This is a genomic window from Paenibacillus sp. J22P169 (genome assembly GCF_059691995.1).
This window is the reverse complement of the sequence record NZ_JCAUAO010000004.1, coordinates 70,032-95,553: the sequence shown is the minus strand read 5'-3', so window position 1 is coordinate 95,553 and position 25,522 is coordinate 70,032. Positions and strand designations below refer to the sequence as shown.

General features: G+C 48.9%; 23 protein-coding genes. 7 read left to right on the top strand and 16 right to left on the bottom strand.

Annotation, left to right across the window (positions count from 1 at the left end; all coding sequences use genetic code 11):
* The first annotated feature begins 7 nt into the window (after nt 1-7).
* Both AC58QG_RS20645 and AC58QG_RS20640 read left to right on the top strand, forming a co-directional pair.
* Nucleotides 8-706, top strand: coding sequence for a response regulator transcription factor (locus AC58QG_RS20645; RefSeq protein WP_497364013.1), 699 nt, complete (start codon nt 8-10; stop codon nt 704-706).
* Complete coding sequence (locus AC58QG_RS20640) at nt 703-2,265, top strand: sensor histidine kinase (protein ID WP_497364012.1); 1,563 nt, start codon at nt 703-705, stop codon at nt 2,263-2,265. The genes AC58QG_RS20645 and AC58QG_RS20640 overlap by 4 nt, the downstream gene beginning before the upstream one ends.
* Here the strand turns inward: AC58QG_RS20640 and AC58QG_RS20635 are convergent.
* Both AC58QG_RS20635 and AC58QG_RS20630 read right to left on the bottom strand, forming a co-directional pair.
* Nucleotides 2,227-4,152, bottom strand: coding sequence for an ABC transporter permease (locus tag AC58QG_RS20635; RefSeq protein WP_497364011.1), 1,926 nt, complete (start codon nt 4,150-4,152; stop codon nt 2,227-2,229). The two genes, AC58QG_RS20640 and AC58QG_RS20635, sit on opposite strands and share 39 nt — an antisense overlap.
* Nucleotides 4,139-4,906 (bottom strand): ABC transporter ATP-binding protein, encoded by a 768-nt coding sequence (locus tag AC58QG_RS20630; protein ID WP_497364010.1) that lies wholly within the window; start codon nt 4,904-4,906, stop codon nt 4,139-4,141. The genes AC58QG_RS20635 and AC58QG_RS20630 overlap by 14 nt, the downstream gene beginning before the upstream one ends.
* 176 nt (nt 4,907-5,082) lie before the next feature.
* On the opposite strand from AC58QG_RS20630, the gene AC58QG_RS20625 reads away from it, so the two are divergent.
* Nucleotides 5,083-5,754 carry a response regulator transcription factor gene (locus AC58QG_RS20625; RefSeq protein WP_497364009.1) on the top strand — a complete coding sequence of 224 codons (672 nt, stop codon included), beginning with the start codon at nt 5,083-5,085 and terminating at the stop codon, nt 5,752-5,754.
* Nucleotides 5,751-6,785, top strand: coding sequence for a sensor histidine kinase (locus tag AC58QG_RS20620; protein ID WP_497364008.1), 1,035 nt, complete (start codon nt 5,751-5,753; stop codon nt 6,783-6,785). The genes AC58QG_RS20625 and AC58QG_RS20620 overlap by 4 nt, the downstream gene beginning before the upstream one ends.
* A 65-nt stretch (nt 6,786-6,850) precedes the next feature.
* Here AC58QG_RS20620 and AC58QG_RS20615 read toward each other — a convergent pair whose 3' ends face one another.
* From AC58QG_RS20615 to AC58QG_RS20605, 3 genes are all read right to left on the bottom strand, one after another.
* A complete protein-coding gene (locus AC58QG_RS20615; protein ID WP_497364007.1) occupies nt 6,851-8,056 on the bottom strand; it encodes a YhgE/Pip domain-containing protein in 1,206 nt (401 codons plus the stop codon).
* A gap of 83 nt (nt 8,057-8,139) precedes the next feature.
* Nucleotides 8,140-8,763 carry a TetR/AcrR family transcriptional regulator gene (locus AC58QG_RS20610; protein ID WP_497364006.1) on the bottom strand — a complete coding sequence of 208 codons (624 nt, stop codon included), beginning with the start codon at nt 8,761-8,763 and terminating at the stop codon, nt 8,140-8,142.
* A 174-nt stretch (nt 8,764-8,937) separates the two neighbouring features.
* Nucleotides 8,938-9,675 carry a ThuA domain-containing protein gene (locus AC58QG_RS20605; protein WP_497364360.1) on the bottom strand — a complete coding sequence of 246 codons (738 nt, stop codon included), beginning with the start codon at nt 9,673-9,675 and terminating at the stop codon, nt 8,938-8,940.
* Between the two features lie 206 nt (nt 9,676-9,881).
* Here AC58QG_RS20605 and AC58QG_RS20600 point away from each other — a divergent pair, with 206 nt between their 5' ends.
* Entirely contained in the window at nt 9,882-10,832 is a 951-nt protein-coding gene (locus AC58QG_RS20600) for a helix-turn-helix domain-containing protein (protein ID WP_497364005.1), read from the top strand.
* 5 nt (nt 10,833-10,837) lie between these two features.
* On the opposite strand, the gene AC58QG_RS20595 is transcribed toward AC58QG_RS20600, so the two are convergent.
* From AC58QG_RS20595 to AC58QG_RS20565, 7 genes are all read right to left on the bottom strand, one after another.
* Nucleotides 10,838-11,653: an SPL family radical SAM protein gene (locus tag AC58QG_RS20595; RefSeq protein WP_497364004.1), complete on the bottom strand. Its 816-nt coding sequence runs from the start codon at nt 11,651-11,653 to the stop codon at nt 10,838-10,840.
* Nucleotides 11,654-11,667: 14 nt separating this feature from the next.
* A complete protein-coding gene (locus AC58QG_RS20590; protein WP_497364003.1) occupies nt 11,668-11,868 on the bottom strand; it encodes a CLC_0170 family protein in 201 nt (66 codons plus the stop codon).
* 14 nt (nt 11,869-11,882) lie between these two features.
* A complete protein-coding gene (locus AC58QG_RS20585; protein WP_497364002.1) occupies nt 11,883-13,100 on the bottom strand; it encodes a Ger(x)C family spore germination protein in 1,218 nt (405 codons plus the stop codon).
* Nucleotides 13,081-14,196, bottom strand: a complete 1,116-nt coding sequence (locus AC58QG_RS20580; protein ID WP_497364001.1) for a GerAB/ArcD/ProY family transporter — start codon at nt 14,194-14,196, stop codon at nt 13,081-13,083. The genes AC58QG_RS20585 and AC58QG_RS20580 overlap by 20 nt, the downstream gene beginning before the upstream one ends.
* 24 nt (nt 14,197-14,220) lie before the next feature.
* Entirely contained in the window at nt 14,221-15,798 is a 1,578-nt protein-coding gene (locus tag AC58QG_RS20575; RefSeq protein WP_497364359.1) for a spore germination protein, read from the bottom strand.
* Between the two features lie 202 nt (nt 15,799-16,000).
* Nucleotides 16,001-16,579: a methylated-DNA--[protein]-cysteine S-methyltransferase gene (locus AC58QG_RS20570; protein ID WP_497364000.1), complete on the bottom strand. Its 579-nt coding sequence runs from the start codon at nt 16,577-16,579 to the stop codon at nt 16,001-16,003.
* An 80-nt stretch (nt 16,580-16,659) separates the two neighbouring features.
* A complete protein-coding gene (locus AC58QG_RS20565) occupies nt 16,660-17,202 on the bottom strand; it encodes a bifunctional transcriptional activator/DNA repair enzyme AdaA (RefSeq protein ID WP_497363999.1) in 543 nt (180 codons plus the stop codon).
* A 151-nt stretch (nt 17,203-17,353) separates the two neighbouring features.
* Here AC58QG_RS20565 and AC58QG_RS20560 point away from each other — a divergent pair, with 151 nt between their 5' ends.
* Both AC58QG_RS20560 and AC58QG_RS20555 read left to right on the top strand, forming a co-directional pair.
* Nucleotides 17,354-18,298: a DNA-3-methyladenine glycosylase family protein gene (locus AC58QG_RS20560; RefSeq protein WP_497363998.1), complete on the top strand. Its 945-nt coding sequence runs from the start codon at nt 17,354-17,356 to the stop codon at nt 18,296-18,298.
* Between the two features lie 141 nt (nt 18,299-18,439).
* Nucleotides 18,440-18,688 carry a hypothetical protein gene (locus tag AC58QG_RS20555; RefSeq protein ID WP_497363997.1) on the top strand — a complete coding sequence of 83 codons (249 nt, stop codon included), beginning with the start codon at nt 18,440-18,442 and terminating at the stop codon, nt 18,686-18,688.
* Nucleotides 18,689-19,015: 327 nt separating this feature from the next.
* Here AC58QG_RS20555 and AC58QG_RS20550 read toward each other — a convergent pair whose 3' ends face one another.
* The 4 genes from AC58QG_RS20550 to AC58QG_RS20535 form a co-directional block, all read right to left on the bottom strand.
* Nucleotides 19,016-19,168, bottom strand: coding sequence for a hypothetical protein (locus AC58QG_RS20550; RefSeq protein WP_497363996.1), 153 nt, complete (start codon nt 19,166-19,168; stop codon nt 19,016-19,018).
* Between the two features lie 253 nt (nt 19,169-19,421).
* On the bottom strand, nt 19,422-20,273 hold the full coding sequence (locus tag AC58QG_RS20545; protein WP_497363995.1) for a hypothetical protein: 852 nt from the start codon (nt 20,271-20,273) through the stop codon (nt 19,422-19,424).
* A gap of 98 nt (nt 20,274-20,371) precedes the next feature.
* Nucleotides 20,372-21,580: a multidrug effflux MFS transporter gene (locus AC58QG_RS20540; protein WP_497363994.1), complete on the bottom strand. Its 1,209-nt coding sequence runs from the start codon at nt 21,578-21,580 to the stop codon at nt 20,372-20,374.
* 219 nt (nt 21,581-21,799) lie between these two features.
* Nucleotides 21,800-25,090 (bottom strand): OmpL47-type beta-barrel domain-containing protein, encoded by a 3,291-nt coding sequence (locus tag AC58QG_RS20535; protein WP_497363993.1) that lies wholly within the window; start codon nt 25,088-25,090, stop codon nt 21,800-21,802.
* Nucleotides 25,091-25,522: the final 432 nt, after the last annotated feature.

The window sequence follows — 25,522 nt, the reverse complement described above, 5'->3', positions numbered from 1 at the left end:
GTATTCGATGTACAGCATCTATTTAGTAGAAGATGAAGAGCATTTACGAGGCGTGCTAGCTGCCTATTTGGAGAAAGAGGGGTGGCAAGTGCGTTCGTTCCCCGATGGAACCTCAGCCAGAGATGCAATCTCGGAGCGGCCGGACTTGTGGGTCCTCGATATTATGCTGCCTGGCGTAGACGGCTTCCAGCTCATGCGAGAAATTAAAGCGGATCAGCCGACGCAGCCGGTCATCTTTATCTCGGCCCGCGATGCCGATATCGATCGCATTATTGGCCTTGAGCTTGGGAGCGATGATTACTTGGCGAAGCCGTTTCTGCCGCGCGAACTCGTGATTCGTTGTCGCAAGCTGCTGGAACGCGTCTACGCCAGACAAGCGAACGGCGTGCTAAGTGCTTCGATGGAGCGCCGCGGGCAACTTACCACGTTAGGTGCCTATACGATCGACGAGCCCGCGCGTACGGTAACTGATAGTGGTGGCACGACTCTCGACTTGACCTCGAAGGAATATGAGCTGCTGCTCTACTTCGTTCAGCATCAAGGGCAAGTGCTAGAACGCGAACAAGTCTTGCGCTCTGTATGGGGCATCGACTACTTCGGCACCGATCGTGTCGTCGACGATTTAGTACGCAGACTGCGCCGCAAGCTGCCTGATATGCGTTTAGAAACCGTATACGGATACGGGTATAGGATGGTGAAAGCATGAGACTTCGACTAGGCCAGTGGCCGCTCGCCATGAAATTATGGGGAGCCTTCGCCGCATTAACTCTATTTATTTTCACCCTGCTCGCGGTGCTGCTCCCTTGGACGCTGAAAGGATTTTTCACCGAGCAGTTGTATGATATTTTGATGGATACCCAAAGCGGGCTGCAGGTAGAGGCAACGACGACGGTCGCGAGCCCTGTATTTGCTATCCCGTTGTCCCCTCAGCCCCTGGAATTGAAACCTTCGCTTGAAAGCCGTGTGATCGTCGCACAGAAAGGACAAGAATTCACCAGTACTACTATTGGTAGTGGTCAAGCTGTACCAACTAAGGCTCTTACGGAAGCTGGCGTAGCGTTAGATCCCTCTATGTTGGCCACACAGCTCACCTTGCCTGTTCAAGCCACAATAACCGGCCCATCCATACGTCATTTTATGATTAACGGTGCACAAGCTGCTCAAGCTATCTCGGCAACAACTTCGAGCACTGAACCATTCATCGCAGCCATGGAGAAAGATGCGCTATCCCAGATGCAGCCCGTGGCAAAGTATACCCGAAGTATCGATAATAACAGTATCTTTTATGTGATTCGCAAAGAAGTCGTCCAAGGAGCACCTAATTTCATCGTTTCCTATGCGTGGGGTAACTACCGCAATGATTTGATCATGTCGATGTTCTTCCGACTAATCCTATTGATGGTTGGCCTAATTGTCGTCAGTTGGCTGCCCTGCTTATTACTGGCGCGCTATTTCACACGCCCGCTCGTCCAGATGGAACAGCATGTGGGACGGATGGCTGAGCGCGATTGGCATGAGCCCATCGATACGGGTCGCCGCAAAGATGAGATCGGCCGCCTAGGCAAAGCCATCGAATTGATGCGCCAACGGCTTGTGAAGCAAGATCGCGCGCAGCAATTCTTTCTGCAGCACACCTCGCACGAACTAAAAACACCTGTCATGGTGATTCGCAGTTATGCGCAATCCATTCAAGACGGTGTTTTTCCGAAAGGCACGTTGAGCGCGAGTATCGGCGTCATAATGAAAGAAGGCGAACGCCTGGAGAAGCGCATTCGCGATCTGTTACTGTTGAACAAATTGAATTATTTCACGGCCAAGGAGAAGCCTTTCCATCCTTTTGATATCAAAGCCGTCATCGAAGATGTCGTTGAACGACTCCGCTATCGGCGTCCCGAGATAGACTGGGAGCTGCAGCTTACTCCACACACCCTTATCGGTGACCAAGAACAGTGGAAAATCGCTTTGGAAAACATGCTCGATAATCAGCTTCGCTATGCCGAGAGCTGCATTCGTATCAGCGTTAAGCCCGCTCCTCATTTTGAAATTCAGATGAGTAACGATGGGCCGCTGCTAGATCAAGACATCGCGGATAATCTGTTCGAACCATTCCGCACCGGTGGCAAAGGGCAATTCGGTCTCGGTCTGGCCATCGTGAAACAAATTATGGATCATCACGGGATGAGCGTTCGTGCTGTGAATGAAAGTGATGGTGTCGCGTTTACCATATTACCTGCTGACAATACGGTTAGAGGCTCCAAGACATAACACAAAATAGCAGAAATACATGGCTGCGTAAATGATCGTTGTAGAAAGAATCGGAATGAGAAGATTTCCGGTAATCAACTGGATTGTCGCTAGCGCCTTGAGAACCATGATGCTGTGTACAACGCCTAGCAAAAGAGGCAGCATGAACACAAACAGCGTCTGCTTGGCGATGGTCGTCCGGATTTCCTTCCGGCTAACACCGATTTTGCGCAGCATCGTATACCGTTCTTTATCTTCATTAGCATCCGTAAGCTGTTTGAAGTAAATCATACAACCCGTGGCGGCTAGGAAGACAAGTCCAAGGAACCCTAATGTGAAAATATCCAAGCCTGCTGACTCCATGTTTTGGCGATATTGAAAATAGTACGAAGACATCCCGTTCTGTTCCGTTTTCAGCTTCATCAAAGTATCGGAAGTTAGCTTCGTTGAGCCCTGGTCTTCCACGACATAGCCTTTATAGGTTACTTCTTGTGATCCTGGGAGCAGTTTGGCATACAAGCTGTCACTGACAATGAAAACTAGATCTGGGAACCCCCAAGGCAGAATTCTTCCTACAATAAGCTGCTGGACAGTTAACGTTTGCTTGCCTGCCTGAGCGTCAAAGGAAATCGTGTCTCCCTTCACTTCATCCAAAGTGAACGTTGAATATCTCGGCTGAATGACCGCGATATCGTTATCTTTGAGATCAACCTGACCCTCTCTGTCTAACACTTCGGAGGTACGATTGTACATGGCTGCTGACACAAGCTTGATTGGAACTGAACTCGGCGAATGACTCGACGGATGATAGAAGAAATTCGTCACGTCCGCCGTAACTCGGATAATAGGTACATCCAGCTTTTCCGAGATCGGATGCTCTTTATCCTGCTCCAACATGGCGCTAACCTGCCCGTCAAAGCTAGCTCCTTGCGAAATGTGCATGTAGCTAAAAGGTGCTTCATCCTTAGCGTCGTTGGTGACTGTTAAATAGGCGCTTGAGCCTACCGTAACCGCGCAGAGCGTTAGCGCACTGAGCAGCGCAATCATCGTGAACATCCGCGTATTCCCGCGAATGCGATAAATCAATTGAGCTGTGGAGATCATGTTCATGCCTTTATAGTAGCGTGACTTCGTCTTCTGGGCGATTTTCAAGATATAAATGAGTGCATACCGAAATAACAGATAGGTGCCGGCGATCAAGCTGCCGAAGATAATAAGGAAATTCCTACCCATTTGCGCCCCTGTCGTCATCGGTTGGAATACCGCCCAATAGCCAATGACTAATAGGATGATGGCCAGCACTGCTGAGAACGCAGACGGCTTCGGTACCTGCTCCCCTTCCTGCTCCGCTTTGAACAATTCCACAAGCTGAAATCGGTAGATCAAGCGGTAACTATGGATCGAAGTCACTACGATGATAATCGCAAACACAATGAGTGTGTTCACAATCGCCTCGGACGAAATGCTGAAACTGACTTCAACCGTCGAATCCAACAGCTTGAGGAACATCATCGCAAACAGCTTCGACAATAACGTGCCCAGTACGATCCCCACCGTAACAGCGCCAATTCCCATCATCATATTTTCATAAAATAACATCGTACCAATCTTACGCTTCCTAACACCGAGCAAGGCGTATAAGCCCACTTCCTTCTTCCGCTTTTTGGTGAAAAAAGAGTTGGAATACCAGATAAACACCGCTACGAACAAGATAAGAATAATGGAGGCTTGCGTAAAGACGGACTTCATGCCCTCCCACTTCTGTACATTCGCTGCAATCTCCTGGCTGTAACGTAAGGATACGAACGTATAGTAGATCACGACACTGAAAATCATCGAGATGAAATAGATCAAATAATTTTTCAGATTACCTAGTACATTCCTTTTGGCCAGACTAAATAAGGTCACTTGCCCCACCCCCTAGCACCGAGAGCACATCCATAACTTTATTGAAAAATTCCTTGCGTGATGACGTCCCTTTATTTAACTCCGTAAATAATTTACCATCTTTAATAAAAACGACACGTGTACAGTAACTTGCTGCAAAAGCATCATGTGTCACAATGAGGATCGTTGACTGATCCTGCACATTCAAGCTCTGCAAGCTCTCTAGCAGCTCTGTCGCCGACTTGGAATCCAGTGCCCCCGTTGGCTCATCGGCAAGTACGAGGCTGGGATTCGATACGATAGCCCTGCACGCAGCTGTACGCTGCTTTTGCCCACCCGAAATTTGGTATGGGTACTTGTCAAGCAGTGGATCGATGCCGAATTTCTTGCTGATCACAGCAACGCGGCGCTCCAGTTCAGCCACATTCGTTCTTGCAAGGGCGAGCGGCAGCAGGATGTTCTCTTTCACAGTCAATGTATCCAGCAGATTGTAATCCTGAAAAATGAAACCCAGCTTCTCGCGGCGAAACGTTGCTAGCTCTGCCTCCTTCATCTTCAACAGACTCATTCCGTCGACGATGATTTCCCCTGAGGTTGGCTGGTCGATCGTGGCCAACATATTGAGCAAGGTCGTTTTGCCTGAACCCGATGGCCCCATTATGCCCACAAATTCCCCCTGGGTGATGGTTAAATCGATATCCTGCAACGCCGTAAATACATTTCCTTTGGACCCATATACCTTCTTCAGCTGTTTCGCTTCAACAATGGTTTTCATATCGGTTATTCCTCCAATAAGCATCGATTGATTCTTGATAACACTATCTTACAACCTCCTCGATTGCTCAACCATCGAAGTAACTTACAAGTCCTTTGCGTACCTTACAATTTTGTCATGATTGTGCTACCATTTCTGGTAATGCAACAATTGTCAGGACTTAGGAGGCGCCGCTTGTGAAAATTATGATCGTGGAAGATGATAAAACCATACGGGATACGGTGGCTGAAGCACTAGGCCGCTGGGGATTTGAAACGGTGATCGCCGAGCAATTCGACGCCGTACTCACGGTTTATGTCAACGAGAATCCCCATCTCGTGTTGATGGACATCAATTTACCGGCGTTCGATGGTTTCTACTGGTGCCGCCAAATCAGAGAAATATCGAATGTGCCTATTCTTTTCATCTCTTCCCGTAATACGCCGATGGATATGGTCATGTCTATGAATATGGGGGGCGATGATTTTATCCAGAAGCCTTTCTACACAGATGTCCTAGTGGCCAAAATCAATGCCCTGCTGCGCAGAACCTACTCTTACATGGAGACATCGGCCAATGTGATGACGCATAATGGTGTCGTCCTGAATTTGAAGGATGGAGACATTGCTTGCGGAGATCAGAAGGCTGAGCTTACGCGCAATGAGTTCAAAATTCTCACCATTCTCATGCAGCATCAAGGCGCCATTGTCAGTCGTGAGCAGATGATGCGAGGCCTCTGGGAAGATGAAAGCTTTGTCGATGACAATACATTAACCGTTAATATTACCCGCCTGCGCAAAAAGCTTGCAGAGCTTGGACGCGATGATTTCATCACAACCAAGAAGGGGCAAGGGTACATGATCCCATGAGCTTTCTCTCCTATTTGAAGGATAAACGTTATTTCATGGGGATGTACGCGGTGACGATGGTATTCGTTTCGCTGATTATGCTTGTCAGTGTAAAAGGCCAAGATGCCCTTAATAATATCACTTATACGAATGCCGGTTGCTTCCTATTTGCTGCCTCCTATGTAACAGTTGGCTACTTCTATCGGAAGTCCTACTACAAGGAGTTACATGAGTTTCAAAGCAAAAGCGAACAACAAGATTGGGTCGCCGCAGCAATGCCTGAACCTCAAAACAACGAGCAAGAGCTCCATCTCCAAATGTTGATTCAGCTTGCTAAGAACCAAGCCAACGAAACGAATCTCCTGCATACGGAGATCCGCAATCATCAGGAATTCATCCTCTCATGGATTCATGAAGTCAAGCTGCCCATCGCGGCAAGCCGCCTAATCATGGAGAACCGCGCTGGCAAGACCGCTGAATATCTCGTAGACAAGCTCGAAGATGAGCTGAGCAAGATCGATAGCTATGTCGAGCAAGCGCTCTACTATTCCCGTATTGACTCCTTCTCACGAGATTATTTCATTTCCGAATTATCGCTTAACACTCTTGTGAAGGAGAGTGTCAAGAAGGTTGCCAAGCTGTTTATTACCAAACGGATACGTCCCGACATCGAGGAACTTACCCACTACGTAAATAGTGACAGCAAGTGGCTTGGCTATATCGTGAACCAGATCGTAGCGAATGCCGTGACCTACACGGACAATGGTGGCAGCATCAGCTTCCGCTCTGAGGAAACCGATTCCGAGAAGCGGCTGATTATTCAAGATACAGGGATAGGGATTGATCCTGCTGACCTGAGTCGGGTTTTCGATAAAGGATTCACGGGGAAAAATGGCCGAACGCATAGCCGCTCTACGGGGATGGGGCTTTACTTAGCCAAGCAAATGGCGATCAAGCTGGGACATGATCTCTCCATCACCAGCTCCGAGGGGAAAGGGACTGCGGTTACCATTCACTTTATGAAGATGCAGCATTATAATGATTTGCGTTGATGTTAAAAGCGGAAAAGCCTCCAACCTATCGTCAGGTTGGAGGCTTTTTGTAATTGGGGGAGCTGTTACATAGAACGAGAAGCCTCTACCTTAGCTGCTGGTTGCTCGTGCTTTTTCAACAGGGATAAGAACATAACCACAATGGCTACTGCGCCAATAGCACCTAATGTCCACATCGGACTGCTCAGATTCAAATTCTGACCGAAGTAGAACAAGTCACGAAGTCCTTCTGCTGAGAAGCGAAGTGGCAGCCACGCATAGAGCCAGTCATGACTGAACGATGGCAGTAGTTCTGGAGGCAGCGAAAGCACGGGTGCGCCGAAGAAGAACACGAGCACGAACAGTGGCACTCCTTTTAGCCCAAGCCAGCTGACAACAGCCGTTTGCAACAAGAAGAAGATGAATCCTACGAAAGTGAGGAACAAACCCATTTCCCAATAGTTCGGGATCGATAAACCCAACCATTTACCTGCTACGAGTAATATACTAACAGCCGAAGCCGCGGTGATCACGACACCACTAAGGATTTGAGAAACTTGAATGCCGAAACGATGCAAGCGGGAACCCGTTTGGGTTGCTTTGCCCGCCGCCATGAAAAGGAGTAACGTCGTCACCATGGCTCCAAACCAAGCCAGCTGTGTCAACACAACGGGTGCATTACCATTTGCACTATGCGTGCCAACGGCATTTATGTTTTTGCTCGTGATGACGATCGGTGATGCGAATGCTTTGGTTTGATCAACGGTAAGTGTTCCGCCTTTTTGACTGACTTGCGCCAGCAATTGCTCTCTTACTTGACCATTAATGCCATTAAGGATCTGACCTAATACCTGATTCGCCATCGTAGCCGCTGTGTTATTCATCCCTTGATTCACATAAAGCGTTAAGGAAGAAGCCTGCGGCGCAGGTGACAATAAGCTTGCTAGCTTATGGCTGAAGTCTGCTGGAATGATGATTGCTGCATAAGCTTGCTCGCGATCCATCGCATCGATGGCTTCTTGTTCACTGGCTAAAGTCGTCCACTGGAGTGGAGATACTGTATCGGCTTGAGCTGGCGCAGCGGTTATTTTCTCCTGAATCAGCTTGCCGAAATTCATTTCTTGGCCGGTTGGAAGCTTCTCACCTGCATCCATTTGAACGAGCAGCACTGGAAGATTCTTTGGCGTTGGATTTACCGTCGAACCGAGTTGAGCAAGCCCTAATAGAAGGATAACAAGGAAAACGACAATGATAGCTAAATACGGGTGTTTCTGTTTAAAAAAATGATTCATTGTATTGCCTCCTTAGATTCATCTAATTGATGTAATTCTTATGTTTCATTCAACGTTGTGTGAACGAAATTGCTAAAAAAGAATCACTTTCTCCAAAGTGATACGGTGAAAGCGACCATTCTTTTTAAATAACTATCGACATCGGTCTCTATCATATTCACTGCTGTGAATTGTCCGAGAACCGCCATCATACCGACGGAAATAACTTGTTTGGCTGCTAAGCCGAAGTCCATCTCTCTGATTTCCCCAGCCTCAGCTCTTCTCGCCAATGCCTCCGTTAATGCTTGGTGCCGCTGCAAAATCAATTGGGTCATAAAATTCTTATCCTCAGATAAGATATTATCCGAATCGCGCAGCATAATTTTCATAAAATCCGGATCCCCAATGAGGGTACCCACCAATCGTGAGATAAAAAGATATAACGCTTCTTCCAACGGCTGACCTGGATGAATTCCTTTAATTAACTGATCCATGAGCTCCATGCGAGCTTGCTGAGCCTCATGGAAAATGGTCTCCAATATCTCCTGCTTACCCCCAGGAAAATAGTGATACAACAAACCATCGGTAATCCCAATATGCTTATTCATGGCGCGGATCGACGTCCCGTGATAGCCATGCAGCGCAAACATTTGCTTCGCGCCAAGTAAAATCTGCTCTCTACGCTCGACCGCTTGCAGATCGCGGCTTGTTTTCGGCACTCTTTTCATACATGGAATCTCGCTCTCATTATTTCGTTCAACGATCGTGTAATGAATTATAGACCACTTTTTTTGTAAAAGCAAGTGGCTGAAGGCAGCAGCAGGAAAGAACAGGAATTGCTGCTATATACAAAGAGCATGCCCCCAATGAATGGGGAGCATGCTCGATAGGACGCTATGCAATTATGCTTTAACCTTCGCTTTAATCTCTTCCAACGGCTTGTGGTTGCCGTATTTCGGATACTCACGCGTCGATGGTGCAGCCCACTGAACCGCATTGCTGATCACGCGGCGGATTTGCTCATTGTAATATGTGCGGTAAGTTTCGTGACCTGGGCGGAAGTAGAAAATCTTCCCGTTCCCACGGTGGAATGTGCAACCGCTGCGGAATACTTCGCCGCCTTCGAACCAGGAAACCATGATGAGCTCATCCGGTTGTGGGATATCAAAATGCTCACCGTACATTTCCTCTGCCTCAAGGTCAATGTACTCGCCAATGCCTTCCACGATTGGATGGCCTGGAGCAACGACCCATAGGCGTTCTTTCTCATCAGCTTCGCGCCATTTGAGATCGCAGGATGTGCCCATAAGCGTTTTAAACACTTTCGAGAAGTGACCCGAGTGAAGAACGATTAAGCCCATGCCAGCCCATACACGCTTTTGAACACGCGCTACGATTTCATCTTGCACTTCACCGTGTGCTTTGTGCCCCCACCAGATGAGGACATCCGTATTATTCAAGACTTCTTCTGACAAACCATGCTCGGGATCGTCTAATGTTGCATACGTGACTTGGACGGAACCAGTCAGGCCCTCACCAATTGCTGTGTGAATCCCTTGTGGGTAGGCAGCGCGGACGATCTCACTTTCTTTTTCATGACGATATTCGTTCCAAACGGTTACATTTAATGGTTTACTCATCATTCCATGCCTCCAAGATAACGTATTCATTCTTACTTCTGAGTATAGGTTTTCCCAATCATCGAGGAAAGGCAGAATTGTGCCTATTTCTTATTCAATAGTGTCATCTGCTGTCCCGCAATGTTATACTTAATAGGATTAACTCTTATAATCCTTATCGATTCGTTTATCCAAAAATGTCTCGTCCTAGTGAGGTATTCTTACCTATGATCCCTACTCTTAGTCCTACAAACTTAACTGAAATTAGAAATGAAGAAGTCGTGTATCAGAACCCGCTTCTTTTCTTAAAAATATGGGAAATCAAACATGACTACCCCCAATGCGACTTACCCGACCCTTGGACATGGCATTGGCATAAGCAAGTTGAGTTTCTGGTCGTAACTCAGGGTCATCTCGCCATCCAAACCAAGGATGCCTATACGATCATGGAGGCAGGGGATGTCATGCTGCTCGGCTCCTCACAGCCTCATCGCACACATAAATACTCAGAAGAGCCCCTGCATCAAATTGTATTTCAAATTGATCTTACGCAGCACTTTGATCTGAGTACACTTGCTTATTTGCATTTATTTTCAGAGCTAACACATTCGCTTGAGCCTTTTAATGCGCTTTTTCGTTCAAATGCGACCGTTAGAGCAAGCGCTTTTCAGCTCATCAAGCAAATTTATGAGGAATCACAATCTCGCCAAATCGGCTATGAGCTAGCCATTGTTGCTGCCATTAAGCACCTCCTGCTTCTTCTACTTCGCAATGATAAACGTGATCTTACTGGGCTGACTGAGGACTCAGGCATCTCACGCCTGCGGCCAGCGCTTACTTATATAGACGAGCATTTGACAGAGCGAATAACCGTCGAAGATGTGTGCCGTATACTGAATTTGAGCTATCATTACTTTATTAAGTATTTTAAAAAAGTGATGGGACTATCCTTTATTGACTATGTGAATTACAAACGTATCAAAAAAGCCGAGCGCCTCCTACTCACAGGGGATCTCAGCATTATGGAAATCAGCTACGAGGCCGGTATTCAGAACATGGCCCAGTTCTATAAACTGTTCAAGCGATATAATCAATGCTCGCCGAAGGAGTTTAAGCAGCGGCTCAGGGATCAGATTGAGCTGCAGGATGAACAGCCAGGTAAGCCCGAAGTCAAGTGAGGCATTCAGGGGAGGAACCCCTTCTGGCTGATGAAGACACGCTCCTGCGGAAAATGCCGCAGGAGCTGTTCGTGCACGCGCCGATACGCATCCCGACTGTACCAGTCGGACAGCTCCAGCGCGTCATAGATCGCACGCACGCCAATGCGTTCCGTGCGCTTGCCTCCACCACCATCGCCCATGTAATAATCGTCGATGCACACCCGATCCACGATGCCCGCCAACCGCTCGGCGAAGCCGTCCGAGCTTGGCAGCGCTGGCGCTATCGTGGCCTGCACCGGGATTCCGCGAGCCGTGAGCTCGCGCAGTGCTTCTAGCCGCGCCGCAATCGGTGGCGCAGACGGGGTGAACGCGCGGCGGATGTCCTCGCGGTCCGTCTCCACCGTCATGCTGACTCGGACGCGATCGCCGAGCAGCTGAAGCAGGTCCGCATCCCGCGTCACGAGCGGGCTGCGGGTTTGCACGAACAAAAAGTCCGGCTGCTGCACGGACATCACCTCGAGGAGCGCGCGGGTGAGCCGCTCCTTATATTCGATCGGCTGATACGGATCCGTCGCCGAGGAGAAGAAGATCGTGACCGGCCCTTTGCTCTTAGCCCTCGCCAGCTCCTTGGCGAGAAGCGCGGGCGCGTTCTCCTTCACGTCGACCCAGCTCCCCCAGGCTTCGTTGCGAAATAAGGCCACGGGCATTTGCCGCACGTAGCAATAGGAGCAGGCGAAGGCGCAGCCCGTATACGGATTTAACGTATGCGAGTAGCCCTCGAGAAAGCCGCTCGCCTTGGTCAGCAGGGACTTCGATTGCTTGCGCTGCACTTTGGCCATGTGTGTACCTCCTTTTATTTCCAGAACCACTTCTCATACACCATATAGCCAAAGAACGAAAGAACTCCTAAAGAGATATTGAACCATCCTACAATTAAAGCTCCTTTTCTTTCTTTTAGCATGTTGGCCTTAGCATATATTTTTACATCGAAAACTAAAACGAGCAACCCAGAGATCAACAGAAGCAAAACCGTGTAATTGTTAAAAGTAATCATTAGCCGAATCCTTCCTAGTTGGTTTTCGCCCCAATTCGTCTAATCCTAACCTGCACCGTAATATCGACGGTCATCTCTTTATATTTATCTTCCCAGCCTTCCTTGGTTTTAATTTTCTTGTTCCAGTAGGCGGACTGTGTCGCTCGCACATATTCCCCGAATCCGAAAATGTCACTGCCATCCTTTTGAGTCTGTTGAATGTATTTTTCAAAACCGATATTAGCGTCTTTTTGAATTTTCTCCTCAAGTTTCTTCAAACTTTCCTTAGTAATGAGCACCTTCTCATTCGATTTCTCCGTTAAATCCCCTTCGACTTGGCATTTTATAATGGTATGTACCTTTCCATTTCTAATTGTTGTCGTTATTCTCGACTTCCGATGCGTGGTTTTGAACATAACCGCCGTTTTCACACCTGGCAGTTCCTGAAGGACACTATACCCCCCTGGGTTGATTTCTTTGATCGCCATATAATGACCAATTTGCAAAGCTGTTGAGGTGCCAACCATTTTATCCTTTTTAAAATAGGCCATCCCGGCAATTTCAATGTTCGATTCCTTCTTTAATTCCAAATAGGGAAGAATCCCTTCCTGCCCCTTGGCAGAACTGGCACTGAAAAAGACACCCGAGAATATATTCGGCAGCTTGCCCATTTCTCTGGCATGTTCCAAGGTGGCGAGCAAATATAAAGTCGGAACACGCTCCAATTGCGGTGTGGCGTTCATGATGTCAGCCGCATTTCCTTTGGATACGACCATCCAAACGGTTCTTCTGACTTGAGGTTGACGCCGAAAGAAGTCGTTTTCATTCTCGATTCCATTTTTGGCTACGGCTTCCGAAAGCACAATGACCCGCAAATGGCCAAAAAACAACCGGTCTGCGAGTTGCTGCTGAAGATTCATTAAAGCATCCTCAACGGTATAGCCAACGCTGCTCAGCACCCAGACCGGTTTCTCCCCTAAAGTGCTGCTGGATCCGCCCCCTGTACCTAACGGAATGCGGCCGGGAACAGCAATTTGGACCGTGATACGAATGAGTCCTTTATTGGTCTCTGCATCCTGTTTGAGAATATGCGTAGCATTGCTGTTTTCTTTCTCATCACCCGGTTTCGCCTTATCAATCCCAATAGCTAGGATGACGGCTCGATCTTCGATTTCTAGGCGATCCCAGCAGCCAGTAAGCAAAGGGGCAACCAACACGAAAACAAGAATCTGTTTAATCAGACTTTGCCACAAGTTGATCACCCCGGTTTTTTTTCTTTCGAATCATGGCCACTACCAATAAGACAAATGGATACGCAACTGTGAATACGAGTCCCAAGCGGCCGACAATTTGAATAATCTCATACATCTGCATCAGATTTTGCGAGAACATCGCGATGACATAGATAAAGGGAACAAGAAAGAAGGCGAACATTTTATGATCTCGGAGGCGCAACAGCTGGCTTAAAAAATTTATGGCTAAATAATAGCTAGACAACAGTGTCGTAAACACTGCAGTAACCCATACCGCAAGAAATGCGCCATCTAAACGCTCCAGGATGTTGGCAGGCAGTGAAGTCGTCTTGGCTAATTCCAGCGTTGGCCAAACTAGTTTTTTAATTTCCTCTGCTCCAAATACGCCTACTGTAGCAATCACGATAAGAATATATAACGCCCCGGATGTTACCATGCCAACATACCCCGCAACCATGGCTTTCTCTGGCCTGCGCATCGCAGGTATGACGATGGTCATGACAAAGGAGCCTTGAAATAAGGCTGCCATCGTAATAATTCCCCCTGACATGCCGGTTGGTTCATTCCCCCACAGGGGTAGAAGGTTAATTAATTGTGCATTTTTTAGCGAGAGCACGACAATCAATAGTCCCGGAAATACGATAATCGGGAAATAAAAGTGGTGAAAATACGTAAATGTCGTTATATCTGCGCGAGAGGAAACCGCTGCTAGAAGCAGCATGACGATCACCGTCACCTCTAGCGGTGTTTTGGTTAAGACGGAAGTGACAACAACCTCCCCAAATTCACGTGATGCCAGTGCGGTAAGCAAGCAAAAAAAAACGATAATCACAACGCTGCATCCGCGCGCGGCCCATTTACCTATCAAATCCTCACTATATTGAATAATGGATTGCGTAGGAAAACGCATACCAAGCTTCGTCAAAAGCCATAGTCCGAATAAACCAACCAAAAAACCTAACAGTGTTACAAGCGGCGCCCCGGAATCGGCAGCTCTGACAGCAAATAGCGAGAGGGCTAATACGCCCACCCCGATGATTGTGCTAATCAGTATGATCGCTGCTTGAATGACTGTAATCTGGCGAGGATGCTCCATCGGTTACGTTCCTCCTTGTATCTCTTACTTCAAAGGGTCTAATGTGTTGTTTGGCGCTTCTTCACTCATATCTTTCGTTATTTTCCCTAGACGGGTGTCATTCGGTGTGTGTAAAAGTGCGGGTCTCTTGGGCATGCTCCACAGCGGCAGCCGTGCCAGCGTATCCTTCATCCCTTGAAAATTACCTGGGACTAGCGGGCTCAAGTAAGGAACACCGAACGATCTTAAAGAAAGCATATGGTTGGCGATCAGAATCAACCCGATCATTACCCCATATAAGCCGAATATGCCAGATAAAATCACAAGTGGAAACCGAAGCAGTCTCAGGGCCAAGGCCGCATTGTAAGCCGGTGTTGCAAAGGAACCGATCGTTGTCAAAGCGATGATAACAACCGTGATCGGAGAGATAAATCCTGCCGCAACCGCTGCCTGCCCAACGACAAGCACACCAACAATGGAGAGTGCTCCACCAACCTGCTGCGGCAGACGAAGTGTTGCTTCCCTCAATACTTCCATGGATATCTCCATGATCAACACTTCTATGACAGAAGGGAAAGGCACTCCCGCTCTTCCCCCCGCTACCGCTACCGCAAACTCAGTAGGGATCAGCTCCGGATTGAACGAAATTAACGCCACATATAACGATGGGAAAATCAGTGAGAAAATCAGGGCTACCAAACGTGACAGTCGTATGAAACTGACGAGGAGATACCTTTCTGAATAGTCTTCGACTGTTTGATAAAATTGACTGAATACGGTAGGCAATATGAGGGCAAACGGAGATCCATCTACAAGGAGGATAACTCTGCCTTCCAAGAGATTTGCGACTGCTTTATCCGGTCGTTCGGTGTTTTGAATTTGCGGGAACGGGGATACATGGTTATCTTCGATAAACTGTTCCAGATACCCAGCGTCCAAGATGCCATCGATATCAATCAACGATAAACGTCTGAACACCTCTTCTACAAGTGCAGGACTCACAATGCCATCAATGTAGCAAATCGCCACTTTGGATTTGGTGATACGTCCTATTCGAATCGTTTTTATCCGTAAATCCGGCGTCGGGAGACGGTAGCGAAGCAGGGCCAGATTCGTACCCAACATTTCGATAAAACCTTCCCGTGCGCCTCGGATCACCTGTTCAGTCTCTGGTTGCGTGATCGATCGCTTGTCAACATGGCGTGTACTGAAAATAAACGCATCCGTTACTCCATCAACTAGAAGAACCGTTTTCCCTTCTACGATGGCTTGGATAATTTCATTCAGCTGTGTTTCCGTTCTTCCTTCACACGCATAAAGGGTATCGTTTAAAAGAAACTCTTTCATAGGGCGGCTTACTGCTTTGGCATAATCTTGAGAGGATGTTAACATCAAAGGCTTTAAAATGTGATCGTTCAGATACTGTTTATCAATTAAATCAGGGAAATACATCACAACAGCTGGTTGATCGTTAAATATGCAAAACCTGCGTATGATGAAATCGTCATTTTCACCGAGTAACTTTTGAACGAATGTAATCGTCGCTTCAAGTTGCGTGCTGATACTCGCCTCTTTATTGGCTTCCATAACCTGATGAGCAGGTGAGTTCTTCAGCGGAATCATCCGAGGCTGCTGACTTGGAGATGTTTGTCTTGTCCGTAGCTTATTCCAACTCCACATGGTCACGCTATTCGCCCCCAGTAAATACGCTCATGATGATTCCAGCTTCCTATTCCCATTCATTTCCTTCCCCGTATTTTTATCCATATCTGAGATTCTATGCATAGAAGAATAAATGAGAGTGAATTTACTAAAATTCATTGTCCTACTTTCCTTGCCGCTCCAACTGCAAAAGCTTCTCCTTATTCTCCAACCCGCCACGATAGCCTGTCAGTGCTCCATTTTTCCCTACCACCCGATGGCAAGGCACAACGATGAGCACGGGATTTGCCCCAATGGCTGTACCTACCGCACGTACGGCGCTGGATCTATCCAGCGTATTGGCTACCTGTGAATAACTCACCGTTTCTCCATGAGAAATGTCATGCAGTGCTTTCCATACCGCCTGTTGAAACGCTGTACCACGTAAGTCCAATTGCAGCGTAAAGCTTTTTCGCTCCCCACTCAAGTACTCGTCCAGCTGCTGAATATAGGGTCTCAACCTATCTACATCGTATAACCAACTGCTCGCTTGACCGCTCCTAATAGCCCATTGGGTGAATGACAGATACGCCTGCTCATCCATCCCTTCTTGCCCATTGCCCTCCTGAAATTGCAAGTAACACAATCCCCTATCTGTCACGGCCATCACAAAGTTACTCCCATGTAGAGCGAACGCTCCCCAGTAGATCTCCATTCCCACACCATTCCTATTTCCAATCTCGCTTTTCTGCTGCATTCGCATCTATCTTGCCCCCCTCCAATTCTTCATGCTAGTTAGCACAACCAGCTCTTCTTGCATCAACGAACCCCTGTCGGTTATGGTTAATGAACGAACTTTTGACGGAATTCCGTCGGCGTAAGCCCGGTTCTCTTCTGGAACAACGTCGCAAAATGGGCAGCATTCACCATCCCCACCTGCGCTCCGATCACATGTACGGCTGTATCCGAGGTGATCAAAAGCTTTTTAGCCGCCTCCAACCTGACCTGTTGTATATACATAAGCGGCGTCACGCCAGCTATTCGTTTAAAAGTCCTTTGCAGATGATACGTACTCGCATAAAAATGTTCCGAAAGCGTCGCTAACGACAGCGGTTCGGCGAAGTGTTCTTCGATATGCGCCTTCATTTCCGCAACCCATGCTTCATCGGGAAGCCTGTTGCCGTCAGGCCGACACCTTTTACAAGGACGAAAACTTTCCGCAATAGCTGCTTGACTATGAGGAAAAATACGCACATGCTCCCGCTTCGGAAGCCTCGATTTGCAGGAAGGCCGGCAGAAAATCCCTGTCGTCGCCACCGCATAATAAAACGTCCCATCATACGCCGCATCATTCGCTACGATGGCTTGCCAAAACCGCTCCTGCATACCGGATGCCCCTCTCCTTGTGTTGCTTTTAATAAGCTCAGTATACCCAAACAGACCTGTGGTTGTAAGGGTTCCAAGATGAGAAAGCAAGATTACAAAAGCCGCTCTCGGCGATAATGCATATAACGACCTACCGATAAGGAGAATGACGATGCCACACTTGCAAGCTTTTGACCCGTCCAGCCTACAATGGCACGAACAATCGAGCACGCTCTCGCTAGCTCTGCCTGAGCCTTTTCGATACGAGCAAAATATCGGCTATTTAAGCCGCTCAACCAATGAGTGCCTATTCGTTGTGGATAACTCCAGCATCTATAAGCTGCTGCCGGTTGGGGATAACCTAGCACTTATCGCTGTCCACAGTGAGGATGACGAGGTGCTTCATATCCAAATTGTCCACTATAGTGGCGCTAGTTTAACCTCTGAGGTCCGCGAAAATATCGCTCGCTATGTGTGGGAGTGGTTTGATTTAGGGACGGATTTGATGCCATTTTATGAGATGGAGGATTCGATCCTGCGGCAAGTGACGGAGGAATTCCGAGGGCTGCGCTTGATGGGGATTCCCGATTTGTTTGAGGCGATGAGCTGGGGGATTATCGGTCAGCAGATTAACTTGGCTTTTGCCTATACGCTCAAAAGACGGCTAGTCGAGCACTTCGGTACCTCACTGCATTGGGAGGGACGGACCTATTGGGCGTTCCCGACGCCAGAGCGAGTCGCTGCGCTCACGACTGAGGATTTAACCGCTTTACAATTCACGGGTAAAAAAGCGGAGTACCTTATTGGCGTTGCCAATCTCATGGCGGATGGATCGTTGTCCAAGGCTGGGCTGCTTGCGATGAGCGATTTCCTTGCCATGGAAAAAGATCTGCTGCGCATTCGCGGCATTGGCCCCTGGACGGCCAACTATGTGCTGATGCGCTGCCTGCGCAACCCCGCAGCGTTCCCGTTGGCCGATGTCGGCCTGCATAACGCGTTGAAGCATGTGCTTAGGCTTGAGGCCAAGCCCTCGCTTGAAGAGATCCGCCAGCTAGCCGAGGGCTGGCGGGGTTGGGAAGCCTACGCCACGTTTTACTTGTGGCGGGTCTTGTATTAGCGGCGGCGGGTTGGCGCCACGCTGCGTGAGGGCGGTGCGGCGCGACCGCCGATTCCGCTTGCCGGAGCGCAGAGCGGTCCGCGGTGCGGTTGACGCGGCGCTGGGTGCGGTCCGCGGTGCGGACACGCTCTGCCGCCTTACGTGCGGCCATTGCGTACGGAAGGCGGCAGCAGGTCGCGCTACCCGAGGCGCGACCGCTGGGCGTCCCCGAGTACGTCCCCCAAGGGGATGAGCGTCACCAAGTGCGTTCCCCTTAGCATCGCCCACCCCGTCGCCGGCGAAATAACTGGATTTTATACAGCTAAATTCGGTGAATTGCTGTTTTTGAATCAATTAACTGGATTTCATGTAGCTAATTTCGCGGTGTATGACCCTTTTGAGCTAAAGTGATTAAATTACCTGTACCTTATCCAGTTAAATGTTAATATCAGTGAAATTGAGAAGAATTAACTGTACGTTTTCCATCTATTGTGGTCAGGGGAGCGTAAAGGTGGCTGGATTCAACTAACTTCAGTCGGAGAACGGCGGTTTGCAACAAACTAATTTATTATTAGCTAGGAACGCGGGTTCCGTGCATGCTAGCTGCTTTAGACTTGGATCGAGGGTTCCGTGCACGCTAAGTTGCTTCAAACGTAGATCGGGAGTAGTGCGCATGCTAATTTGTTACTGCCGGGGATCCACTCTTTCGATTATGCCACCTAACGTCCCCCTTTACTTCTACGGTTTCATAACCACTTGCTCCTCGTGCTCCTCACCCGAGCATTCAAAACATACTAAGGATTTATCCGCTTGCACGACGCCATCTAGAAACCCCATTTTACAATAAATCGGCTTCTCACATGTACGACAATGTCCAATGAGCTCTTCCATTCAGCTACTCCTCCTTCAGTACTTCTCTTCTCAGATCTAATTTACTCTTCCCAATGCGCGCGTTGTGGCACCGACGCATGGTGCCGTTCAACTCTACCCAACATGATGTTCCTGCGAGAAACTTCTACGCCACCTTGCCACTTCCCTCCATCTCCCCCATACGCAACAAAAAAGATTGCCCTCGCTCGATGTGCTCGAAAGGGCAACCTTCTGCTATCCCTAAAGGATCGCTCATTATTTATCCAAAAATGAATTACGTAGCCGAAGGCGTCGCTGGCACTGCTGCTGGAGCTGGTCTATGCTCCCCGCCGCGACCAGGCTTACCTTTGAACGAACCGCCGTCGCCACGTGGCTGCGGCGCTGGGTGCGGAACTCCGCCTTTGCGCTCGACGAAGTTTTTCAGCTCATCCGTCATATTGTCTTTGAGCTTGGCGATTAACTGATCTTCCGTGATGCCTTTCGCCTCCGCGATCTCGGCAAGCGATTTGCCTGCTTTGCGTTCAGCAGCCAACTCATCCTCAGTGATGCCGAGAATCGCTGCGATTTCGTGAGGAGCGCCCCATACACCGCCAGGCATAGGCATGTTTGGCATGTTTCCGCCGCGAGGCATTGGCTTTTTATCAAAATTCATCGCGTGCGGCTTGGCTTCCACGATTTTTTTCAACCGATCAGTAAGCCCCGCTTTGAGCTTATCTGCCTGCTCTTGCTTGATTTTCCCCGCGCTAAGCGCTGTATCGATTTTCTTCGTTTCCGCCTCTGTCAGTTTGGCAAGCAGCGCTTCTTCACTTAGATTGGCTTTCTCCTGCGCGATTTGTACGAGTGTTTTACCCGCATCAATTTCCGTTTTAAGGACGCCCTTATCTATACCAAGGATGGAAGAAAAATCGATTACGCCGCCAATACCGCCATGACCGAAATCAAAGCCGCCCCTTGGTGACGCTGGTTGCTTCTCAAATCTATGTTTATCCTGAAACTTCTTAGGTGCAGGTGTCGCCGTGTCTGTGTCGTTAGCAAATGCTTGATTATACTGAAGTACGAAGCCGCCACTGATTAATAATCCAGCTGCCAGTGTGCCGATAAGCCACGTTTTATGAATGCGCTTCATGCGTATTACCCACCTTTTTCAAAAATTGGTCGATTCTTCTTCATTATAAATGTTAATTGTGAAAAATCTTTGAATTTTCTAAAAAAAGTGATGGCCGATCACGCTTTTTCTCGCGTCAGGAAAACGAAGCAAAGCACGCCGCCAAGCTCCATAACGGCGATGATAATGCCTAGAGGTACGGCTGTCTGGCTGCCGCCAATACCGACAAGCGGCGCCACTAAGCCGCCGATGACGAAAGTCATAAGACCTAGCAAGGCTGCGGCGCTGCCGGCTGTTTTGCCTTGATTTTGCAGCGCCAAGGAAGAGGTCGACACCGATACTGGACCAATACAAGAGACGATGAGGAAGAACGCCGGCAATATCAAAATGAGCCCAGCCCCGCTCAGCGTTGCAACGAGCAGCAGCAGTCCTCCTAGAACAGCTATCGCCAAGCCTCCTGCTAACAGACGGTGATTGCTGACTTTGCCAGCTAGTCGCCCCGTTATTTGGCCAGCAAGGATCACGCCAGCCCCATTAACCGCGAAGATAACACTGAACATTTGTGGAGAAACATCAAATATCTCCTGCAAAACAAACGGCGATCCCGAAATGTAAGCGAACATGCCGGCAAAAACGAGCCCCTGCGTTAACGCATAGCCCATGAACAAACGGTCTGTGAGCAATCCGCGGAAAATACGCAGCGTATTCGTAAGCCCACCCTTGGAGCGGCGTTCAGGTGGATGTGTTTCTTTTAGCCCAAGTACTACAATGATTAGCATCACGACACCGATCAAGCTGAGCACAAGGAACACGCCGCGCCATGAAGTGAATTGCAGCAGCTGGCCCCCGATAATTGGAGCTAGGATAGGTGCTGAACCATTAACGAGCATCAGCAGCGCAAAAAACTTCGTCAACGCCACACCTTCATACATATCACGGACGATAGCCCGGGAAATGACGATCCCTGCTGCTCCCGCCATCCCCTGCACAAAGCGCAAAATGAGGAACGCCCAGATGGAAGGAGCGACCATGCAAAGTGCGGAGGCGACACCATAAATCAAAAGTCCGACCAACAGAGGCATGCGTCTTCCGCGCACATCACTCACCGATCCAGCTATGAGCTGACCTAGCGAGAGACCGAGCATACAAGCCGTTAAACTCATCTGGGCAAGTGAAGTTGTTGTATGGAGGTCACCCGCAATGACAGGCAGCGCCGGTAAGTACATATCGAGAGAAAGCGGTCCGAAAGATGCGAGTAAACCGAGCACCAGTACCATCCATAATCGGCTGCCGCTTGTTGTTTCTTTGGCTTGCGAAGCAATGGACATATGAGATCACTTACTTTCCTAAGTATCCATTTAACCTACCATCGGGATATGTTTTTGTCTAGCTGGTTCATCACCAAGGGAAAACCTGCCATTTTTGAGCCCTGAGGGGATGCGAAGGGGAACCTAGGTGCGCTATTGTGGGGCCAAAACAAAAAGCAGCCCCTCTGGTCTAAGACCAGAAGGGCTGTTTTTCATGCTCTATACCTTCGATGCCTCCGCTTACTTCGTAACCGTAACACTCAACACATCGCTGGATGTTACGCCAGCTGCATTGAACAGCTCGACGCGATACTGATAGACGCCGATTGCGCGACCAGCGATTGCTGTAACTGCGCTTTGTGCACTAGGTGAAGCAGCTTGCAGGCTTTTCGTATCGATGAGTACATCATTTTCGAAGAGGCGATAACCTGTTGCATTGGTGCCCCACCACATGTTCATGCTCACATTGTAGCTGCCATCCCCATCCCAATTATTCTGCGATAAGACGGGCTTACCTGGAGATGCGTCTGTGATTGTGACTACAAGAGGCTGACTAGTTGTCGTTCCGAATAAATTAATAAGTTCACTTGTGTATGTGTACGTGCCATTTGGTTTACCAGATACATCCACTTTGGCGATTTGAGCCGCTGGAGACGCATCCGAGAGTGTTTTTGTACTGATGAGAACACCATTTTCGTACAGTTTGAAAATCGTACCATTATTCCCCCACCACATGTTCATCGTGATCGTGTAGTTGCCATCTTTTAAACCAGAATAGCCGTTATTGGAGGATAAAACAGGCTGGCCAGGAGCGCCGATGGATAATGGCTTAACCACATTAAATGTCTGTGACGCACTCGTCGTGTTCCCTGCAACATCCGCTACAAGATAGGCCACTGTGTGTGCACCTACAGCTAGGGTTCCTGCGGCAATCGTTTGACCGCTTGTAATACTGATGCCATCCAAGGTCAGGGATTGCTCCGCAACACCGGAAAGTGCATCACTGCTAGCCAAGACGAATGTCACTGAAGCCGTGTTCGTCACATCCTTAACTATATGGCCCGATTCGGTGAGGGTCGCTGAAGGTGCTGTTTTGTCCAGCTTCACTTGCAAAGACTGTGCTGTCTCAACATTGCCCGCAGCATCCGTAGAGGAATAGCTCACGGTTGTTGTGCCCTCAGTTCCAAGCGCGATTGGCGCTGTGTAAGCCGCTGAAGTTCCGCCATTGATAGCATATTGAGTGACCATTGCACCCGCTTGATCATCTACAGCAGTTAACGTTGCGGTAACGTCTTCCTTGAACCAACCTGCCCCATTCGGAGTACTGGATAAGGTTGCAGTTGTTACTGGTGCTACCGTGTCCGCCGTCATGCTGAAATCGCTCAAGCCCCTTGGCTTCAATTGGAATACACCTTTGAAAATCGCGCCAACACCTTGAATCGTCACCTTTTGCCCAGCTGTGTAGGGGAAGGTGCTTAAGGATAAGCCAGTTCGTGTATCCACACGTATGTGGTTGCTTACACCGTCTTTGACAGCATCGAATTCAAAAGAACCCGTCGGTGTTGCCGTAATGATGTTGTTGATTGTCACATCATTAAGCGTGAGCAGCTGCCCTTGGTTGTCCGCTGTCACAGCGGATACTGGGGTTGGTGTTGGCAGCGCAGCGACGCCTGTTTTGGTAATTTCCACAGGGTCAGCAAGCTCAAACTCCGTGTTGAATAGCGCGGTTGAGGCTGTTACTTTTACTGTATCGCCTTGATGGAAGCCACTCAAGCTTTGGAACACATACAAGCCGCCTGTCGCATCTTGCAAGTAGAAGGCTTGTCCGCCAAAAGCACCCGGCTCCGTCGTAACAACACCCTCAACAGTCACCAAAGTCCCTGCTGCCTTCGCACGTGCTTCAGAGATGGCGATCTTGGCTGGGATCGGATTTTCCTCTTCCGGCAAGTTTTCTGCAGGTACATTCCCTAGCGTTACGGCTTCGGTTTTCAGATTCGTGCCATTCAGGCGCAATCTGAGATTCGCTGGTGCGGTCGTTCCTGGAAGAACGCGTACATTCAGATCCTTCGTCGCATGTCCGTTGATATCTGCAGTTACGCTAAATGCGGAGCTATACGCGTAAGCCGTGGGCCAGGTACCATCTGCATTTTGTACTTTGGCGATTTGTGAACCACCACTGACCAGATAGATCCCTAGGGAGAAGCCCGTTACAGTTGTCGAAGGCGGTAAGTTATCCACAACGACTCTGATCGGGAAGTCCGCCGCATTCGGCAATACCGCTTGTTTCACGAAGCTGTACGTCGTATTCGCTGTGGCTGCAGGTCCGCCATACGAGCCAGCTTTGAACGTGCTGCGGTCGTACCATTTGTAGCCGGCATTCGGAGCTGCCCAAGGCTCTGGCTGCGGTTCCGTCGATGCCGCTGGCGCTTCAAAAGGCAGCAAAGCCGTCGGCTGGTCTAGCTGCAAGCCGCTTACTTCAGATAGGCTGGTATAGCTTTCTTTGGTCGAAAGCCAGTTCACCATGTTTACGAGCAGCGTTCCGTCGTCCACTTCTTTAAAACCGTCATACGTCGTCTTCTTCGCGCCTGTATCCTCGCGCACATATTTCGGCGTTGCATCCTCGACTGGTGAGGAGTCACCGATGAAGGCTGCCTTCCCTGCGCCCGCTTTCGAGATGGCCACATACGGACCTTCCGCAACGCCGCCACCATTATAGACACCTTGATCAACCGCACTCGCCCAAGCTTCATTCGTTTGCGGCAAGTACACAATGCCCTTCGCCTTCGTCGGATCAATAATGGCCAGCGTCGATCCTGCGTGCATCGCTACACTGGAGACACCCGTCGTAATGCCAAAAGCTTGCGCAGGTGCTACGATGTTATTCGCATTAATGTCGCCGAGCGCGTTATAGCGAAAACGCAGACCAAACTGTGTCGCCAGCCAGTCCGAGCTTGCTACATCTTGCATCGCGGAGGAGGCTGCCTCTTCCGTGCTCATCCCTGCTGCTGGGTTCGTCCAGGCACCTCGGCGATAGCCGTTGAACACCTCGGAGCCATCCCAGCGGTTTTTGTTCCGATCGGCATTGTAATGATCGCCGATGAAGAATATACTGCCGCCTCCGGCCACGTATTGGGCTAAGGCGTTTTGCTCACTTGTTTTGTACGGAACATTAGACTCCGCTACCACGAACACATCATAACCGCTCAAATCGGCCAACGTAATTGGCGTCGTTTTGCGCAGTTCTTTTACATAATACCCATTATTCGCTAACGCATTGCCGAAATCCGAAAAAGCCCCATCAATGACCCAATCCGCTGCTCCAGCTGTCTGCTCGTGTGTATTGTCAAAAAGCACTTTCTTCCCTGCATTTCCGTTCACGACTTTGGCTTCAATGAACGGCGCTGGATCCGTCGGTCCTTCCGCCATCACCGTCTGCCAGCTGCTCGTAGCTAGCACTTGGAACGGTATAGCTACTGTCAACGCCAACGTAGTCTTCCATAATCTCGTCTTCCATCCCTTGAGCTTGCTCATTACAATTCCTCCTTAGCTTATTGGCTGAGTCAAAATCTTTTCAACATAAGCGCTTGCTTATCGGACAGACAAGCCATTTGAGAACCATCTTATTTTACCATAGGATAATTGCGAAATTTGCTATTTTATTGTAAAGACATGGAAATTTGTGCAGGATACCAAATAACTAGATGGTTTTCCAAAAGAGCTTGGTATCTATCTATTTTCAGGGACTTTTTAGGGATGGAGCTGGGGTTCGCCTGCGTGTTGAGCAGTATCGACTTGAAAATTTCAAGAAGCGTTGCCGGGACTGATCTGAGAAGTATCTTGTCTGTGAACATGGCTATCTATAGGTATAACAACGTACCGAGCCTGAATCTGCACATGCGCCTCCCCCAAGCCCCATAATTAGATGGAAAATCTACAGTTAATTCGGGAGATCCTCTCCGCCAA